Genomic DNA, 18,219 nt, shown 5'->3' on the forward strand with positions numbered 1-18,219 from the left:
CTGATTTCCACTATTCTTTCCCTAAGTTGCCGACAAATTCCGAGAGCGTTTTCAATTCTTTATCTGAACCTTTGAAAACACCTTTTGGCATATTGCCTCTACCATTTTTTGCGATCTTGGCGATTTCCTCAGGAGATAAATCAATTCCTGTTAAAGCCGGAGCCGCAGGGCCTCCCTGTAAGTTATCACCATGACAGGTTAAGCACGTTTGCTCTTGCATGATTTTGTAGCCTTCTGAATTTTTGTCAATCGCTACTTCTTCTCTAATTTTCCCTTGCTCTTCACGCGCTTTCCAATCCACCTGTGTCGCTGATTGCCACGTTAGGAAATAAACTGCTGCTATAGCCAAAAGCATGAATCCTGTTGCAAACGGCCTCTTAGCCGGTCTTCTTTCTGGTCCTCGATCAATGAACGGAGCAAGCATTAATGCGCCAAATGCAATCCCAGGAATAATAAATGCACCTATAATATTATATGGACCAGAAGCAAATGAATACTTAAGCAATTGATATAGGAACAAAAAATACCAGTCGGGAAGAGGCAAGTACCCCGTATCAGTCGGATCGGCAATACGTTCAAGAGGAGATGGATGAGCGATAGTTAAACATAAATAACCGATTAAAAAAACTGCTCCTACCATCCATTCTTTTAGTAAAAAGTTTGGCCAGAATGCTTCTGTTTTCCCTGGAAATTCAGAGTAATCTTTTGGAATATTGGGTTTTCGTTCTGCAGGAACACGTGAATCTCCAACAAACTTCATCCCTTTACCACGATGCATGTTCTCCCTCCTTTTTCTCACTGTTCTAGTGAAAGTACTAACAACGGAGTATGTGCTTGATGCATATAATGACTAATGTGATTGACTAATTGAATAAAGCGTATAAACTTTTATAGTGGTCCTGAAATTCCTTGTTTACGAATCATTAAGAAGTGGGCACCCATTAAGCCAAGTAGGGCTCCGGGTAAAAAGAATACGTGAATGGCAAAAAAGCGAGTTAGTGTTTGAGCACCAACGATGTCTGGATGTCCTGAGAGTAATGTCTTCACTTGCTGGCCTATAATTGGTGTGGATTCAGCAATTTGCAAACCTACTTTCGTTGCAAATAGAGCTTTCATATCCCACGGCAACAAATAACCTGTAAAACCTAAACCTAACATAACAAAGAAAATTAACACACCCACAATCCAGTTTAACTCGCGGGGTTTTTTGTATGCTCCTTGGAAGAAAACACGAAGTGTATGTAAAAACATCATGACGATAACCAAACTTGCTCCCCAGTGATGCATACCTCGAACAATTTGTCCGAAAGCGACTTCATTTTGCAGATAATAAACGGATTCCCATGCATTTTTTATATCTGGTACATAATACATGGTTAAAAACATGCCTGATAAAATCTGAATAACGGTAACAAAAAACGTCAATCCACCAAAACAATACACAAATGCTGAAAAGTGATGTGCAGGATTTACATGCTCTGGCACTTCATGATCGGCCACATCTCGCCATAAAGGAGTAATATCTAGCCGTTCATCCACCCAGTCATAGATTTTATTCAACATTTTCTATGCCCCTCCTTGTGGTTTGGCTTTTCCTAGATATAACGTACCGCCTTTTACTTTTTGAACGTATACATCTAACGGTCCCATCGGTGGTGTCCCCGGTACATTTTTACCGCTTTTTTCATACATTCCCCCATGACAAGGGCAGTAGAAACGATGTGGATAGTTTTTGTCACCAGCCCAGTTAACCGTACAGCCTAAATGCTTACAAATTGGTGACAGCGCGACAATTTCACCTTTATCAGTTTTGTACACCCAAGCTGATCTTGGTTCTTCTGATTTATGCCACGCATCCACTTGCTTGATTTTAAAATCGACACGTTTCGGCTCTTTTGTAATGTCTTTAACCTGCGCTACAGCTACTAAATCCTGACCCGCTTCTTTTTCCAAAATTGGATCTACTGCAAAGCGCACCATTGGCATTAACATTCCAGCAGCCATGAATCCCCCTACACCAGTGAGCGTATAGTTTAAAAACTGTCGTCTTGATACCCGATCACCCATGCTTTTCCCCCCTTTAAAAAAGTTCAGTCCAGAGAATTTTGGACACATGATGGACCATTCTATTAAACTAGGACATAATCATGATATATTAATATTTCTGGAAGGTCAATACAATAAAAACCTAAAACATGGAAATAATCTTTATTTTTCTAAATTTTTTGTCATTATTTTGTTTGCGCTTCCATTACTTATTCTACAGTCTTTTTAAACACTCCATTTCTCTATAAAAATCGGTAAGAGCTGTTGAACTTGTTCATGTATGAGCGTATACTTATGCGACTCATCTATATGCTCAAGCGGTAAAGCAGGTATCCAAATGCAGTACGCCCCTATTTCTTTTTCAAACTGCAGCCAGTCTCGGTCGCTAGTAAGCACAAAAAGATGTTTGACTTCATTGTCATTTATATGCTCATTCCAACGAAGTAATGTTTCATAAACAGCAGCTACTCCATCTTTTTTTAAGTATGTAAAACTAGGTGTTAAAATCACTCTTCCTTTAAATTGCCTCTCTAACTCTTCAGTAAGAGCAGTCGTATATTCACTCATAGATGCAGTAAGCTTTAAATCTTCTCCGAAATCAATCGGAATGAGTGGAACCAATACGGTATCAACATAACTTTTGGATTGTAGATACACATCCATTTCCTTGGCCTGAAGCTTCAACTTCCTTCTCCTCTCAGCAAGCCTGCTAAAGCTTGTCTTATTTATTTTCCAAAATGAATAAGGAGATAAAAAAAGAGATTGACCTTTTTCTAAGAAGCTAGCCAATCCCTCGTTTATCTACTGTACATAATGGTTATTTAAATATTCGCTTAAGCGCTGAAATTCCTCTTTATCGTTTTCATCTAATGCTTTATCAATTAGTTCCATGATTTTTGATCGCTGAAACTTCTGAATAGATTCTTCCAATATTTGCTCAGCTAATACTCTGTCTTTTTCATTTGTTTGATTAGCTTTTGGCATATACGGATTGTCTTCCAGTACAGCCACATATTGAGGCGATGAATACAACGATCGGAAGTTTAATTGAATATAAATGTCTTCTTCTCGATTCAAACGAATATCATGAAATGATTTTTCTGCATCGGTTGTCATGATATTTTCTTTATAAAAACGAAATGGAGGGTCTTCCACACAGTGCGTAGACATCACCATCCCGCGAGGACAAAACTGTGCTTGCTCAACGAAGTGAACTCGTTTCATCAATTGATCATGGCTCATCAAATAATTTAAAATCCATACACATTCTCTTCGCTTCAGCTGATAATTCGTTAAAAACCAGCGAACAAATTCTTTTTTCTCGTTGACAGTAACAGGGGTCGTCATATTCTCACTTCCCTCCTCTGTGTTTAAACTCTCAGTTAAAACACCTTTTACAGTTATTTATTCCACACGGCAGCAATAAAATCCTCTGAACTATTATTTATTCTTCTAATTGAAATAATATGTCTTGAATTTCATCTACTGTTGGATCCATTGCTAATAAGGCTTGGAAAATCCCCTTCGCTTTCGAGCGCTGTCCTTCTTCTAATAAGAAGTAGCCATACTCTTCTAAAAACGCATACTCTTCTTTAAAAACAGTGTATGCAGATTCGTAGTATTTTAGCGCTTCTTCATAATTTTCTAATTCCTGGTGAGCTTTTGCTAAATCCCATTCAAAATGAGGGTCATGCTCATTATATTCTTTGGCGTGCTCGATATTCTCTACTACATCTTCATATCTCTCTTGACTCATATAAAGTTTAGAGAGAGTTAAAATGGCTTCAATGTACCCTGGATCTAGTGCAATCGCTTGTTGAAATGCCGATTCAGCCTCTTCTTCTAGACCGCGCTTTAATGCTATCTTCCCTTTAAAAAAGTAAAGTTCTTTTTGAAATTCATCCTGGGCAATACCTTCGTTGACAGCCACCGCAGCCTCTTCTAGCATCTCTTCATGTTCATATGATTTTGCTAAATATAAATAAAGAGAATGGTACTCACGGTCTAGCTCTTTTAGTTCTGTGAACTTTTCAATAGCGGTCTGATAATGACCTGCTTGATACGCTGAAATCGCATATTCAAATAGTGTGTTAATCTCAAGCTTATCTTTTAGCGCTTGATCAAAGTAAGGAAGCGCTTCTTCGAACTGGCCGATACCCGCTAAACTTTCAGCTAATCGCTGACGAAGATCCGTGCCGTTAAATTCTTTTTCTGTTTTTAGCAGCGTTTGATAAAAAGGAATCGCCTTTTGATAAATTCCTTGACTGCTGTAAAATTCACCGAGCCCAAAATCTATAACCGGCTCATTTGGAAGCATTTTTTTCGCTTCCATTAACTTTTTCTCACTTACTTCACTAAGGCCTTGCATTTGATATAAGTCAGCTACAAGAAGCAGAGCTGGCACGTAGTTATCATCTTCGCTACTAATTTGATTTAAAATATGAATTGCTTCTTCTTCTTCTTCTAAATCGATAAGCATTTCAGCTTTTAATAAATACAGCTCGCCTTCTTCTGGGTATTTAGCGATGAGCTCGTCTATTAAAGGCAGCGCATCATTTACTAGTCCCCACTCCTGAAGCTGTTCAGCCATTAAAAATTTTTCTTCGTCTGTAGCTTTATCTTTCAATTCATGAATAAGGGCAAGACCTTTTTCAATTTCATTGGATTCTACGTAACCTATCGCGCGGTCTAATTCTTTCACACACAATTCTCCTTTATTATTACATTCACTTTTTATATACAAATAAAACGAATTAATTTTCTATTTTTTCCAAACCGAAGCAAGAACTCATGCTTCTATACACCATGATAAAATAGTTTGAGCGTTTGTTCAACAAATCAATTTGAATACGCTTACATTTTTCGAATAAAAACGAGATTGAGGCATGACTACATTAATCAACAGCTAGAAGCACCTACATACATGAGACCTACGTTCACCTTAACAATAAAAATCCGAACGAGTTTGATTCTCTATCAAGAATATCAATTCATCGTTCGGATTTTCCTTCAACCAAAATGCGTTTGTTTCAGCCTCTTTCTTATTCGCTTAGTTTATCAAGATCTTCAAAGAAAGTAGGATAGGATACGTGAATAGCTTCACTTCTCATTAGTGTTACCTCTCCCGTTGCAATGGCTGCTGCGACCGCAAGCATCATTCCAATTCGATGATCTCCATAGCTGTCTACTTCACCGCTTTGTAGGGCTGTCTTGCCTTCAATGATGAGGCCATCAGCTGTTGGAGTAACAGAGGCACCGAGCTTGCTTAACTCCGTTGCAACCGTATCGATACGGTTCGTTTCTTTTACTTTTAATTCTTCGGCATCTTTAATAACTGTTTTCCCATTCGCCTGAGTCGCCAAAAGAGCGATCACTGGAATTTCATCAATTAAACGAGGAATTAAATCCCCCCCAATTTCAATCCCTTTCAACTGAGACGTTTCAATCGTCAAATCGCCAATAGGCTCTCCATTTTGAATACGTTCATTAGAAATTGTAAGGCGTGCACCCATTTGCTGAAGCACATCAATAATACCTGTTCTTGTAGGATTGAGTCCGACGTTTTTCAAAACGATTCGGCTGTTTGGAACAATGGCTCCTGCAACAAGAAAGAACGCGGCTGAAGAAATGTCACCAGGTACGTATACATCCGTTCCGCGCAGAGATTGTCCTCCTTCAATGCTTACAGTCGTTCCATCTACCTCTACGTCTACTCCAAAGGCGCGAAGCATACGCTCTGTATGGTCCCGTGATGTAAAAGGCTCGGTTACTTTTGTTGTGCCTTCCGCATGAAGTCCCGCTAGTAAAATCGCTGATTTTACTTGTGCACTTGCTACAGGAGAATGGTAATGAATTGCTTTTAAAGCTCCTCCTCGAGTAGATAAAGGCGTATATTGGCCGTGCTCACGCCCATCAATCTTTGCACCCATAGAGCGCAGGGGCACCGTAACGCGGCTCATAGGACGCTTGGCAATCGACTCATCTCCAATTAGAGACGTATGAAATGGCACACCTGCAAGAATCCCAAGCATTAAACGAGTAGTCGTTCCTGAATTTCCTACATCTAGGATGGAAGTAGGTTCACTTAACCCTTCGATACCTTTACCTTCCACTTCGACATACTCGCCTTCTTTTTTAATCGATACGCCCATCTTTTCAAAACACGAAATCGTACTTAAGCAATCTTCCCCTGCTAAAAAATGATTAATCGTTGTTTTCCCTTCTGCCATCGCTCCGAACATCACAGCTCTGTGAGAAATCGATTTATCTCCAGGAATAGAAATTTCTCCTTGGAGAGATGAAAGATTAGTTTTTAATTGTTTTCCACTCATTTCATTCACACCTTTCGTACATTAAGAAATAAACGTCTGATATTGATGCTGATGGAGACACGCTCTTGCCCGCTTTCTATCTTCCTCTGTTTGAAAGCTCAAACGTAATACTCCGTATATGTCTTCTCGTGTTTCTAAAATTCGAATGTTTGTAATACTGATTTCATCTTCTGCTAAATAACCCGTTACTTCTGAAATAATCCCCGGATAGTCAGGAACATCCACATAGAGATCATAAAAGGATGGAATCGCGCCTTTGGTTCGTACAGGAAGCTGATCTCTAAATTGTTTTGCTTGTGAAAAATATGTATAGATATCGTTCGCGTCTTTTCGTTCGATCATATTTCGCACGTCATTCATTTCTTCAAGCCAGTGGTCAAACATTGAAAGAAGCGCATCCTGGTTATGCAGCAAAATATCTCTCCACATCGCTGGACTGCTTGAAGCAATACGTGTAATATCACGAAAACCTCCAGCTGCAAGCTGCGAAACTAGCTGGTTGTCTTGTTGGTAATATTCTGCTTGATGAACAAGGCTTGCAGCAATAATATGAGGAAAATGGCTGATGACACCCGCTAATTTATCATGTTCTTTTGGTGACATCACAATAATTTTAGCTTTTGTACCACTTAGCAATTCCTTTAAACTGTCTAAAGCCTCCGAAGAAGTAGAAGATGAAGGTGTCAATACATACATTGCATTTTCAAATAAATGAGCTTTAGAAGCAGCTATTCCGCTTTTATGAGACCCAGCCATTGGGTGACCGCCGATAAACTCAATGCCTTTAGCGATAAGAGCTTCCGCTGTCTTCACTACCTCTTCTTTTGTACTCCCTACGTCTGTGACGATAACAGACTGTTTGAGCGTAAAATGTTCTAACTGTTTTAGCACTTCAGCTGCTTGAGTGACCGGAATGGCAATAACAATATAATCCGCTTGCTCCGCGCCTTGTTGTAAAGAAGAAGCCGCTTGGTCAATTACACCTAGGGTTTTGGCAAGCTCCAGCTGCTCTTGATTAATATCAAAACCTATTACATCAAGATGATGATGGTGCGTCTTTTTTATATTAAGTGCCAGCGATCCTCCAATTAACCCCAAACCTATAACAAAAACATTTTCTTTCACTTTCCTTCACCTCATTGTACATATGAAGATGAGAGTGTGAAATCACACTCTCATCTTTTACTATATTAGGTATTAAGCTTTCGCTGCTGCTTGGTTAACAAACTGCTGAAGCAATTCAATGATTTGTTCATTTTGTTCTTTTGTTCCCACTGTAATACGAACGGAAGTTGGGAAGCCTAATGCATTCCCTGAACGAACAATAAATCCGCGTTGCAATAAAAATTGAAACACTTCATCGCCTTGACGACCAAAATCAATTAGAACAAAATTAGTGAAAGACGGATAATAGTTTAAGCCATTCTTATCACAGAAAGCATAGTATTGCTGCAAACCTTCTTCATTTTTCTTTTTACACTCTTCAATGAACGCTTGGTCTTCAAGAGCAACGATTGCTGCTTTTTGAGCCATGCGGCTTGTATTAAAAGGTTCACGAGCCGGCTCAATTTTTTGTAGCAATGATTCGTTTGCAATACCGTAACCAATGCGCAAAGAAGCTAAGCCGTATGCTTTTGAAAATGTGCGAAGTACAATTAAGTTTTCGTATTCATTCAAAAACTCTACCGTATTCGGATAGTCGGCTTGATCTGCTGCATACTCAAAATAGGCTTCATCCATAACGATTAATGTATGCTTAGGAACTTGTTTCATAAAAGAAATTAACTCATCGCCCTTCACATACGTTCCCGTTGGGTTATTAGGACTGCATACCCACACAATTGTCGTATTTTCATCAATTGCACGGAGCATAGCATCTAAATCATGATCTCCGCCGCGCAGCGGTACTTCACGAATTTCTGCACCTTCAATTACGGCATTGTGCTTATATTGAGGAAATGACGGCGTCGGCATGACAGTATTTGTATCAGCCGATAGCAAAGCTCGGCAAATAATTTGAATGACTTCATCAGAGCCATTTCCAAAAATCAGCTGATCTTGCTCTACGCCTACGTGCTTTGCTACTGCTGCACGCAGTTCAGCTGCATAGCCGTCTGGATAAAGCGCCATATTTTCGATTTCTGCAGCAATCGCCTCTTTTACTAAAGCAGAACTGCCGTAAGGATTTTCATTAGACGCTAATTTTACAACGCGATCTAAATTAAATTCACGCTTTACTTCTTCAATTGGCTTACCTGGTTTATATGGAGATAAAGTTAGTAATTGTTCTTTTACCTTCAACGTGTTACACCTCGCATTTTTGTATAGGCGAAACGATGGATGCAACATACTCCTCAATTTGATTTAATCCGTCTCGGCGTGTATCCTTATTTAAAAGAACTTGTTCAAGCTGGCCAATTTTATTAACAATTGCACTTCCAATTACAATGCCGTCGCTATGTTCTTTTAACACCTCTACTTGTTCACTTGTTGAAATCCCAAAACCGACGGCAACCGGTATAGAAGCTGCTGCTTTCACATCTTCTAAAAAGGTGCCAATATCAGCTGGCAACGTAGAGCGAACCCCAGTAACGCCTAAAGACGACACGCAGTATAAGAAGCCCGTTGCATCTGCAGCGATTTTTTGAATACGCTCTTTAGATGTAGGAGCAACCATCGAAATGTACGCAACTTCATTTTCAGCGGCAAGCTCCCGGATACGGCCACTCTCTTCGTACGGTAAATCCGGAATTAGCACTCCATCTATTTCATTTTCTCGCATTAACGCGAAAAAGGATTCTAAACCTAATTGTAACACAGGATTAAAATAGGTAAAGAGAATTACCGGTATTTTCACACCTTTTTTTCTCATCACCGATACAAGCTTAATGGCTTTTGAAATAGACATACCGCCAGATAAAGCTCTTTTGGACGCCTCTTGAATAATTGGACCATCTGCTAAAGGGTCGGAATATGGTACGCCCAGCTCTAAAATAGAAGCACCTTGCTTTTGCAAAGACAAAGCAATATCCACCGTTGCATCTTCATGAGGATCTCCTGCTGTAATAAATGGAATAAACAATGTTTCATGTTTAGGTAGTCTCGCTTCAAACGTATTCATGTTCTTCTTCCTTCCCTTCTAGCAAGTTTACTAATGTATGAACGTCCTTATCTCCTCGACCTGACAAGCAAATTAAAATTGTTTCTTCTTTCGTCATGCTTTTAGCCAGTTCAAATGCTTTTGCCAGCGCATGGGCGGACTCAATAGCCGGGATGATTCCCTCTGTTTTCGCCAGCAGCTGAAGAGCTTCGATTGACTCATCATCCGTTACACTTTCGTATTCCACTCTTCCAATAGATGAAAGGTGAGAATGCTCTGGACCGATACCTGGATAATCCAAACCTGCTGAAATAGAATACGGCTCTGTAATCTGACCATTTTCATCTTGAAGTAAATACGTGAGCGTTCCGTGAATAACACCTTTTGTGCCTTTAGCCATTTTAGCAGCATGAAGGGCTGTATTTAGTCCTTTCCCTCCTGCTTCTACGCCGATCAAGCGTACATTTTCTTCTTTAATAAAATCATAAAACATTCCGATTGCATTACTGCCCCCTCCGACGCATGCCACGACAGCATTCGGAAGTTTGCCTTCTACCGCTGTAAACTGTTCTTTTGCTTCTTCTCCAATAATTTTTTGGAAATCTCGAACCATTTTAGGATAAGGGTGCGGTCCAATAGCCGAACCAATTAAGTAAAAATGATCTTCACAATGTTGAACCCAGTAGCGAATTGCTTCATTTGTTGCATCTTTTAGCGTTTTTGTTCCAGAAGTTGCGGGAATGACTTCCGCTCCTAGAAGCTTCATGCGAAAAACGTTCAACGCCTGACGTTCAATATCTTCTTCTCCCATGAATACTTTACATTCCATTCCGAACTTTGCAGCTACTGTAGCTGTGGCTACCCCGTGCTGACCCGCTCCTGTTTCAGCAATAATTTTTGTTTTTCCCATCCGTTTAGCAAGTAAAATCTGTCCAATGGCATTATTGATTTTGTGAGCACCCGTATGATTTAAGTCTTCACGCTTTAAATAAATTTTTGCCCCGCCGAGCGTTTCGGTAATATTATCAGCATATGTTAAAGCTGTTGGTCGCCCAGAGTAGTTAACAAGTAAGGATAGATACTCATCTTTAAATGCCGGATCTTTCATTGCTTGATTCAAAGCTGCTTCTACTTCTTCAAGTGGTTTCATTAATGTTTCAGGTACGTATTTTCCGCCAAATTCACCAAAGCGGCCAAATTCATCAGGATGATTGTATGTCATAGTATGATCTTCCTTTCAATCTCTATAATTTTTGTATAGTCCTTCGTTCCATTTGTTTCAATACCGCCAGAAATATCAATCGCCCCAGGCTGGTAGGGTAACAAGTTCTCAATGTTACAAGCATTGATTCCTCCAGCAATAAAGCATTTTTTACCTAACCTTTGGGCAGCTGATTCATACTGAGGAACGAAGCTCCAATCAAAAGCGACGCCTGTTCCTCCAAATTGTTCTTTAACCTTGCTATCAATTACATACCCGTCAGCCTCTTCATATACATGCATTTGCTGCAGCGTTTCTTTATTGTGAGGGAGCGCTTTCCACACTTCATATCCACGCTGCTTTAACTGACGTACGTCCGCAGCTGTTTCTTGCCCGTGGCACTGAATTACATCTAAATTTGTTACGGAGGCAATTTCAAGTATTTGATCTACCGGTGTATTAACAAATACCCCTACTAGCGAGACTTGTTTTTTTATTTCATCCGTTACAAACTCATTTACTCGTTCAGGCTTTACATATCGTTTACTTCTAGGATAGAAAATAAAGCCAATGTGAGTAGCAGCCGATTTTTCGATTAAAGCTATATCTTGTTTTGATCGAATACCACAGTACTTAATGAGCATATTCACTTTCCCCAAACAGCTTTTCAATCGCTTTGGTTTGATTATCCTGCCTCATAAGCGACTCCCCTACTAAAATAGCTTTTGCTCCCGCTTCTTTTACGTAGGAAACATCATCGTATAAGTAAATTCCGCTTTCACTCACTAACAGCTGATCTTTCGGAACATGCTTGGCGATTTCTTTTGTCTGCTGCAAGCTGGTTTCAAACGTGTGAAGATTTCGATTATTAATTCCAATAATCTTCGGGGTAAATACAGCTAGCAGCTTTTCAAGCGTTTCTAGAGAATGTACTTCTACTAAACAATCTAACTCTTTTTCAGCAGCTTGAAGATAAAGCTCTTGCAATTTTAATGGTTCAAGTGCTTCTCCAATGAGTAAAATAGCATCAGCACCGATTCTTGCACTTTCTTCCACTTGAATGGAATCAATGATGAAATCCTTGCGAAGCACAGGGACAGAGACATGCTGTTTAATGTCACTTAAAAACGTTCGATGTCCTTGAAAATAGTGCTGATCTGTTAACACAGACAAAGCATCTGCTTTCCCTTTCTCGTAGGCTTTAGCAATTTCCACAGGCTGAAAATTCTCTTTTATTAATCCTTTAGAAGGCGAGGCTTTTTTCACTTCTGCAATAAGAGCCAGCTCTCGATTCGGATTTGATAAAGCGTCTAAAAACGATCGTTTTGCAACATTTTGCTGTTCGGGTAACTGTAGGTTTTGAATTTCTTCTTTTTTTGTTTCAATAATTTTATTGAGCATGTTCAACCACCTTTTTCGATTTCAATCGTTGTAATTGCGTGTATGCAGCACCTGATTCAATTGTTTCTAAAGCTACAGCTACTCCTTCTTCAAAAGTAGAAACGTTTCCGCTAACGTAAATAGCTGCAGCAGAGTTTAATACGACTGCGTTTTTAGCAGTTACATTACTTTTATTTAAAAATAGCGATTCAATAAGCTCGGCACTCGATTTCGCATCTTCTACCACTAAGTCTTCAAGCTTCCCTCTCTGTAAGTGTACATCCTCTGGTGCAAGCGTATATTCTGTAATGACATTGCCCTGTACTTCTACAACATCCGTTACATCCGTGGCACTAATTTCATCTAAACCGTCCCTGCCTGCAACCAGAAGGACGTGGTTAGCTCCCAGTACAACAAGCGCTTCTGCTAATTTTCGTGCAAGCTCAATGGAATAAACGCCAATTACTTGCTTTGTGCAGTTAGTAGGGTTTGCTAATGGACCTAATGCATTAAAAACGGTTCTAAACCCTAATTCCTTTCGAGTAGCAGCAACGTGTTTCATAGCAGGGTGATAAAGCGGCGCAAATAAAAAGGACATGTTGAGGTCAGCCACCGCATTTTTCACTTCTTTTTCATTTCCTTGAATCCATATATCCAGATGTTCTAACACGTCTGCACTTCCGCTTTTAGAAGATACGGCGCGATTTCCGTGTTTCGCAACCTTTACTCCCGCAGCAGATGCCACAATCGCACTAGCCGTCGAGATATTAAACGTAGAGGCCCCGTCTCCTCCCGTACCGCATGTATCTACTACGTTTAATTCCTCTAGAGAAATAGCATTCATATTATTTTTCATACCTCGGACAAAACCAACAATTTCATCGACGGTTTCTCCTCGGTACGTTAAGATGGTTAGCACGCTAGCAATTTGAGCTGCCGGGACTTTGCCGTTCATAATATCATTCATAATTTTTTCTGCTTCTTCCGCTGAAAGTGACTCACCGCGCAAACACTTTTTTAACAATTCTTTAAACATATACATCCTCCTTTTTATCGTAGATGTCTTGGGCTAATTGAATTGTTTTGATTAAAGCGCTAGCTTTATTGCGGGTTTCTTTCCACTCAAGCTCCGGTTTTGAGTCAGCAACCACTCCTGCTCCGGCCTGGATATAAGCGGTCTGGTCTTTCAAAAGAATGGTCCGAATCGCAATGCACGAATCAATGTTTCCATCAAATCCGAGATATGCTACGGTTCCTGCATATACATTTCGCGCAACTGGTTCAATTTCATTTAAGATTTGCATCGCTCGCACTTTTGGAGCGCCAGATACGGTACCCGCTGGAAATGCAGAAAGCAGCGCATCAATGGGATGTACTTTTTCGTCAAGGCGCCCTGTCACTTTAGAAATCAAGTGCATGACGTGCGAAAAGTTAACCTGCTGCATCAATACTGGTGTTTGGACACTTCCATACTGTGCAACTCGGCCGATGTCATTTCTTGCTAAGTCCACGAGCATATAGTGTTCTGCCCGCTCTTTTTCATCGTTAATTAAGTTTTCGTATAATCGCGCATCTTCTTCTGAATCCCTGCCACGTCTTCTCGTTCCTGCAATCGGATGAATTTCTAAATGGCCGTTTTCAATTTGAATCAACCGCTCAGGAGAACTTCCAATTAACTCCACGCCTTTTACTTTCACGTAAAATAAATAAGGAGACGGATTAACTAATCGCAATACTCTGTAAATATCAAATCCAGCTACGGTCGTATCAATTTGAAATCTCTGCGACAATACGGCTTGAAAAACATCTCCGCTTTTAATGTATTCCTTAATTTTTTCCACATCTTGCACAAATTTATCTTTTTGGTATGACGATGTCACGCCTTCAAAGCTAACTTCGCGCTGCTCGCTTTCAAACATCATTGGCTTTTCTTTCACCGTCTGCGCTATTCTTTCAACATATCTATTGATCTCTGCTAAAGCTTCACCGTATTTTTCTTTTTTCTGCTGCTCTTTGTCTTGCTCATTAAGCTGAATGTAGTGAATCACCATAAGCTCTTTTGTTTGATGATTGTAAGCAAGCATCGTTTGACAATAGATAAAGTGAAAAGTAGGCATGTTCAAATCATTTTGGGCATGTACGTTTACTTTTTCAATTTGCGATACTGCGTCGTAGCTGATAAACCCTACTGCTCCTCCTTTAAAAGGAAGTGCAAGGTCTGGTACTTTCACTTTCAGCTCTTGCTGAATTTTACAAAACACCTCTTTAAAGCTGTCTCCTTGCAGCATAGGCTGAAGCTGCTTGTTTTTTGCTAGATAGGTTCCGTTTTCTTCCTCAACATACAAAAATGGATTTAAGCCAATAAAAGAATAATTGGACCATGGTGATGATTCATCATTACTTTCAAGCAAATATACGGCTTCATCTTTTACTTGTTGAAAAAGATCAACAGGTGTCATGCTATCGATAAATATTTTTTTGATAATTGGAATGGTTAAATACTCTGTAGAGTCTTCTAAAAAAGAAGTATACGTGTTCGTCATATCTTTCAATCCTCCATTTCATGGAGAATGAGAATAGATGAGGTTATATAAAAGAGGATATAATAAATAAACCCAAAGACACATCAAAAATGGGTCTTTGGGTATACGAATGGTAAAATTCACTCAACTAAACTCTGCTCAACTGTCTCATTCTCGTCTACCCTAATCTCAACTAAACTGTCTATTGTTTTCTCATAACTAAAATCTCTAAACTAACTTGTTACCAATTGTAGTACGTTTCAAATTCATTTGTCAACTACTATCTACTTGGCTTTAGACGAAACTAAGCTTTAAGCTCTTCATTCAGCAGTTTAAGAATCACTTCATCTTCTACTTGTTGAACAAAAGGTTTGCCTATGCCTTCAAGCAATACCATGTGAACATTGCTTGATTTAGACTTCTTGTCCGCTTTCATTCTTACGAGCAGTTTTTCAGCTGAAAGATGGTTTGGGACAGACGTCTTGTAGCCAAATTTTTCAAACCATTTCGCAATGTCGTCCACAGAGAACCGACTTTTCCCAAGAACATTGCTGACTTTCATAGCAAACAGCATACCAATCGCTACGCCTTCTCCGTGGCTGATTTGTCCATAGCCGCACTCTGCTTCGATCGCATGTCCTAGCGTATGTCCAAAGTTCAGATGAGCGCGAACGCCAGCTTCTGTCTCATCTTCTTTTACAACAGATGCTTTGACTAAAATACCGTTTTGAATAGCATAAATTAATTTTTCATCTTGTAAATCAGTCAGCGATTGTATATTTTGCTGAAGCCATTCATAAAATGCTTCATCGTGAATAAAAGCGTGTTTAATCACTTCTGCAAAACCGGAACGCCATTCTCTTTCGGGAAGCGTTTTAAGAAGATCAATATCATAAACAACCGCTTCAGGCTGATAAAAAGCACCAATCATATTTTTTCCAAGCTCATGATTAATGGCTACTTTACCGCCTACAGCACTATCGTGAGCAAGAAGCGTCGTTGGCACTTGAATAAAAGAAATTCCTCTCATATAAGTAGCGGCTACAAATCCAGCTAAATCGCCTACTACCCCTCCGCCAAAAGCAATAACGAGTGCATTGCGGTCAAGCTGCTGTTCGAGCGCAAATGTCTGACAATCGTAGTAATGTTGAAATGACTTTGCATGTTCACCGCTTGGCACTACGTATTTAGCCACTTTAAACTTTGTCTCAATCGCTTTTACAACCGCTTCTCCATAATATGAATCTACAGCTGAATCGGTGATGATTAACACGGACGACAGATTAGATTTTACACTCTCGATAATAGAAGGCAGCTTTTCAATTAATCCATTGCCTAAATAAAGAGGATATGTTTTAGATAAAGTTTGAATATCAATTTGCAACATTAAAACTCCCTCGCATGTGCACGCATTTTCTCAATATTTTCAGCAATTAAATCAATTCGGTCTTGTCCAAACTGTTCGATTAGCGCATCAGCCAATTCCCAAGCTACAACAGCTTCTGCTACAACGCTTGCAGCCGGCACAGCGCAGCTGTCTGAACGTTCAATGCTTGCCTCGAAGGCTTCTTTTGTTTCAATATCAACACTTTTTAACGGCTTGTAAAGCGTTGGAATAGGCTTCATTACACCGCGTACTACAATTGGCATACCTGTTGTCATGCCGCCTTCAAAGCCGCCTAAGTTGTTTGTTTTACGGGTATACCCATTCTTTTCATCCCATAGAATTTCGTCATGAACTTCGCTTCCTGGTCTGCGAGCCGCTTCAAATCCAATCCCAAACTCAACGCCTTTAAATGCATTAATGCTCATAACAGCTGCAGCAATCTTCGCATCTAATTTACGATCGTAATGAACATAGCTGCCTACTCCTGCTGGCACGCCTTCAATAATAACTTCTACTACGCCTCCGATAGAATCGCCATTTTTCTTAGCATCATCGATTGCTTGCATCATGTCTTTCTCAACAGCTGAGTCAAAACATCTTACTGGAGAAGCTTCAGTGACTTCTTGAAGTTCCTCTAAGCTTTTGTATTGAGGCGGATTTGCCTGTACGCCGCCAATTTCTAATACATGTCCAGCTACAGAAATCCCGAACTGAGCAAGGATTTGACGAGCGACAGCACCTGCTGCTACCCTTACAGTTGTTTCGCGAGCTGAAGAACGTTCTAATACATTTCTCATATCGCGATGACCATATTTAATAGCGCCGTTTAAATCGGCATGCCCTGGTCTTGGTCTTGAGATTTTACGCTTTACTTCTTCTGATTCTTCTTCAGAAATTGGCTCGATGCCCATAATTTTTGTCCAGTGTTTCCAGTCGTTATTTTCTACCGCTAACGTAATAGGAGATCCTAGCGTATAGCCGTGGCGGACACCACTTAAAATTTCCGCTTGATCTTTTTCAATTTGCATACGTCTTCCGCGACCATGACCTTTTTGTCTTCGCGCTAAATCTGTATTGATGTCTTCGGCTGTTAAAGGAAGCCCTGCCGGAACACCCTCTAAAATAGTAGTCAACTGTGGACCATGTGATTCTCCTGCTGTTAAATATCGCATAATCGTACCTCCGCTTAATATGTATTATTCGTCAGAATTTTTCCATTTTTAAATATGACTATACCATACTATAACATAAGAATGTACAAAAAGTTTCACCCTAGCTTTTAAGAAACCGCTTCAGGTTATCTCGATTAAATGATCTTTACTTTTCTGTAAAAAAACGTATCAGCCGTTTCAAATCCATACTTTTGCGGAGTAAAAACCTGTTCTGTGCTACCTACAAATAAGATGCCGCCAGGTGCTAAAGCTCTGCTGAATTTTTCATATAAAGCATGCTTAGCTTCATCTGTAAAATAAATAAGCACATTGCGACAAACAATCAAGTCAACGTTTTTTGGAAAAGAGTGTGACAGTAAGTTATGTTTTTGAAAAACAACTGTTTTTTTGATTTTTTCATCTAATAAGTACCCGGTTCCTCTTTGTTGAAAGTACTTATTTTTCATCGAAACAGGCATTTTCTGAAGTGAACGTTCATCATAAAAGCCTATTTTTGCTTTTTCTATCACTTTTTCATCCAAATCGGTCGCCAATATAGAAATACGCGAAAGAGGAAAAAATGTCGATAAAACCATCGCTAGTGTATATGGCTCTTCCCCTGTTGAACAGGCAGCGCTCCACACTTTCAGGTCTGTTTTTCCTTTTACAAGAGTCGGTAAAATTTTTTGCTCCAATATATCCCACCGCTGATAGTTGCGATAAAACTCTGACACGTTAATCGTCATCCGATCTAAAAACTCCTCAAGCAGTTCGTTGTTACTGTTCATTGCTCGATAATATTCAAAAAAACTAGAAAAACCTTTTTTTTCATATAGGGAGGTAAGGCGGCGTTTCATTTGAGACTGCTTATATAGTGATAAATCAATGCCTGTTTTTATTTTTATTTTCTCCACAAACGCGTCGTATTCATCTATCATTTTTGACTCTCCTTTCTCATTTCTATACGTTGATGTTAGACGTATAAAGAAATAAAACCTTTATATACGCTTATCTTCTTACTAATATATCGGAATACATTGTGAAAATGTTTATGTAGAGAGATATTCGCAATCAATAGCTTAGGACCTATGTATAAACACA

18 protein-coding genes are annotated in these 18,219 nt (G+C 39.6%); all 18 read right to left on the reverse strand.

All coding sequences use genetic code 11. The features are described 5' to 3' along the window. Nucleotides 1–10 precede the first annotated feature (10 nt). The 18 genes from JNUCC25_RS21635 to JNUCC25_RS21720 all read right to left on the reverse strand — a co-directional run bounded on the left by JNUCC25_RS21635 (nt 11) and on the right by JNUCC25_RS21720 (nt 18,056). The gene (locus tag JNUCC25_RS21635; RefSeq protein WP_013084877.1) at nt 11–778 is read right to left on the reverse strand and encodes a menaquinol-cytochrome c reductase cytochrome b/c subunit; all 768 of its coding nucleotides are present in this window, start codon (nt 776–778) and stop codon (nt 11–13) included. 110 nt (nt 779–888) lie between these two features. Then, complete coding sequence (qcrB, locus tag JNUCC25_RS21640) at nt 889–1,563, reverse strand: menaquinol-cytochrome c reductase cytochrome b subunit (protein WP_013058992.1); 675 nt, start codon at nt 1,561–1,563, stop codon at nt 889–891. A gap of 3 nt (nt 1,564–1,566) precedes the next feature. Next, nucleotides 1,567–2,067 (reverse strand): QcrA and Rieske domain-containing protein, encoded by a 501-nt coding sequence (locus JNUCC25_RS21645; RefSeq protein ID WP_013058993.1) that lies wholly within the window; start codon nt 2,065–2,067, stop codon nt 1,567–1,569. Between the two features lie 204 nt (nt 2,068–2,271). Then, the gene (locus JNUCC25_RS21650) at nt 2,272–2,730 is read right to left on the reverse strand and encodes a YpiF family protein (protein ID WP_223268969.1); all 459 of its coding nucleotides are present in this window, start codon (nt 2,728–2,730) and stop codon (nt 2,272–2,274) included. A gap of 117 nt (nt 2,731–2,847) precedes the next feature. Beyond that, nucleotides 2,848–3,393, reverse strand: a complete 546-nt coding sequence (locus JNUCC25_RS21655) for a ReoY family proteolytic degradation factor (protein WP_013058996.1) — start codon at nt 3,391–3,393, stop codon at nt 2,848–2,850. Nucleotides 3,394–3,490: 97 nt separating this feature from the next. After that, nucleotides 3,491–4,753: a tetratricopeptide repeat protein gene (locus tag JNUCC25_RS21660; protein ID WP_199866381.1), complete on the reverse strand. Its 1,263-nt coding sequence runs from the start codon at nt 4,751–4,753 to the stop codon at nt 3,491–3,493. A 334-nt stretch (nt 4,754–5,087) separates the two neighbouring features. Continuing rightward, on the reverse strand, nt 5,088–6,377 hold the full coding sequence (aroA, locus tag JNUCC25_RS21665; RefSeq protein WP_140457040.1) for a 3-phosphoshikimate 1-carboxyvinyltransferase: 1,290 nt from the start codon (nt 6,375–6,377) through the stop codon (nt 5,088–5,090). Between the two features lie 21 nt (nt 6,378–6,398). After that, complete coding sequence (locus JNUCC25_RS21670; RefSeq protein WP_140457041.1) at nt 6,399–7,502, reverse strand: prephenate dehydrogenase; 1,104 nt, start codon at nt 7,500–7,502, stop codon at nt 6,399–6,401. 72 nt (nt 7,503–7,574) lie between these two features. Next, nucleotides 7,575–8,678 (reverse strand): histidinol-phosphate transaminase, encoded by a 1,104-nt coding sequence (gene hisC, locus JNUCC25_RS21675; RefSeq protein ID WP_013059000.1) that lies wholly within the window; start codon nt 8,676–8,678, stop codon nt 7,575–7,577. Nucleotides 8,679–8,682: 4 nt separating this feature from the next. Continuing rightward, entirely contained in the window at nt 8,683–9,498 is an 816-nt protein-coding gene (gene trpA / locus JNUCC25_RS21680; RefSeq protein ID WP_013059001.1) for a tryptophan synthase subunit alpha, read from the reverse strand. Beyond that, nucleotides 9,485–10,699 carry a tryptophan synthase subunit beta gene (gene trpB, locus JNUCC25_RS21685; protein ID WP_013059002.1) on the reverse strand — a complete coding sequence of 405 codons (1,215 nt, stop codon included), beginning with the start codon at nt 10,697–10,699 and terminating at the stop codon, nt 9,485–9,487. Before trpB ends, trpA begins: the two co-directional genes overlap by 14 nt. Further along, nucleotides 10,696–11,322, reverse strand: coding sequence for a phosphoribosylanthranilate isomerase (locus JNUCC25_RS21690; protein ID WP_013059003.1), 627 nt, complete (start codon nt 11,320–11,322; stop codon nt 10,696–10,698). The genes trpB and JNUCC25_RS21690 overlap by 4 nt, the downstream gene beginning before the upstream one ends. Beyond that, nucleotides 11,312–12,079 carry an indole-3-glycerol phosphate synthase TrpC gene (trpC, locus tag JNUCC25_RS21695; RefSeq protein ID WP_013059004.1) on the reverse strand — a complete coding sequence of 256 codons (768 nt, stop codon included), beginning with the start codon at nt 12,077–12,079 and terminating at the stop codon, nt 11,312–11,314. Before trpC ends, JNUCC25_RS21690 begins: the two co-directional genes overlap by 11 nt. Further along, nucleotides 12,069–13,094, reverse strand: coding sequence for an anthranilate phosphoribosyltransferase (trpD, locus tag JNUCC25_RS21700; RefSeq protein ID WP_013059005.1), 1,026 nt, complete (start codon nt 13,092–13,094; stop codon nt 12,069–12,071). The genes trpC and trpD overlap by 11 nt, the downstream gene beginning before the upstream one ends. Beyond that, nucleotides 13,087–14,601, reverse strand: a complete 1,515-nt coding sequence (trpE, locus tag JNUCC25_RS21705) for an anthranilate synthase component I (protein ID WP_140457042.1) — start codon at nt 14,599–14,601, stop codon at nt 13,087–13,089. Before trpE ends, trpD begins: the two co-directional genes overlap by 8 nt. A 283-nt stretch (nt 14,602–14,884) precedes the next feature. Beyond that, nucleotides 14,885–15,967, reverse strand: a complete 1,083-nt coding sequence (aroB, locus tag JNUCC25_RS21710) for a 3-dehydroquinate synthase (RefSeq protein ID WP_029320434.1) — start codon at nt 15,965–15,967, stop codon at nt 14,885–14,887. Further along, entirely contained in the window at nt 15,967–17,139 is a 1,173-nt protein-coding gene (gene aroC, locus JNUCC25_RS21715) for a chorismate synthase (RefSeq protein ID WP_013059008.1), read from the reverse strand. Before aroC ends, aroB begins: the two co-directional genes overlap by 1 nt. Nucleotides 17,140–17,273: 134 nt before the next feature. Next, nucleotides 17,274–18,056 (reverse strand): CheR family methyltransferase, encoded by a 783-nt coding sequence (locus JNUCC25_RS21720; protein ID WP_454222457.1) that lies wholly within the window; start codon nt 18,054–18,056, stop codon nt 17,274–17,276. Between the last annotated feature and the right edge of the window lie 163 nt (nt 18,057–18,219).

This window comes from Priestia sp. JNUCC 25 (genome assembly GCF_053667915.1).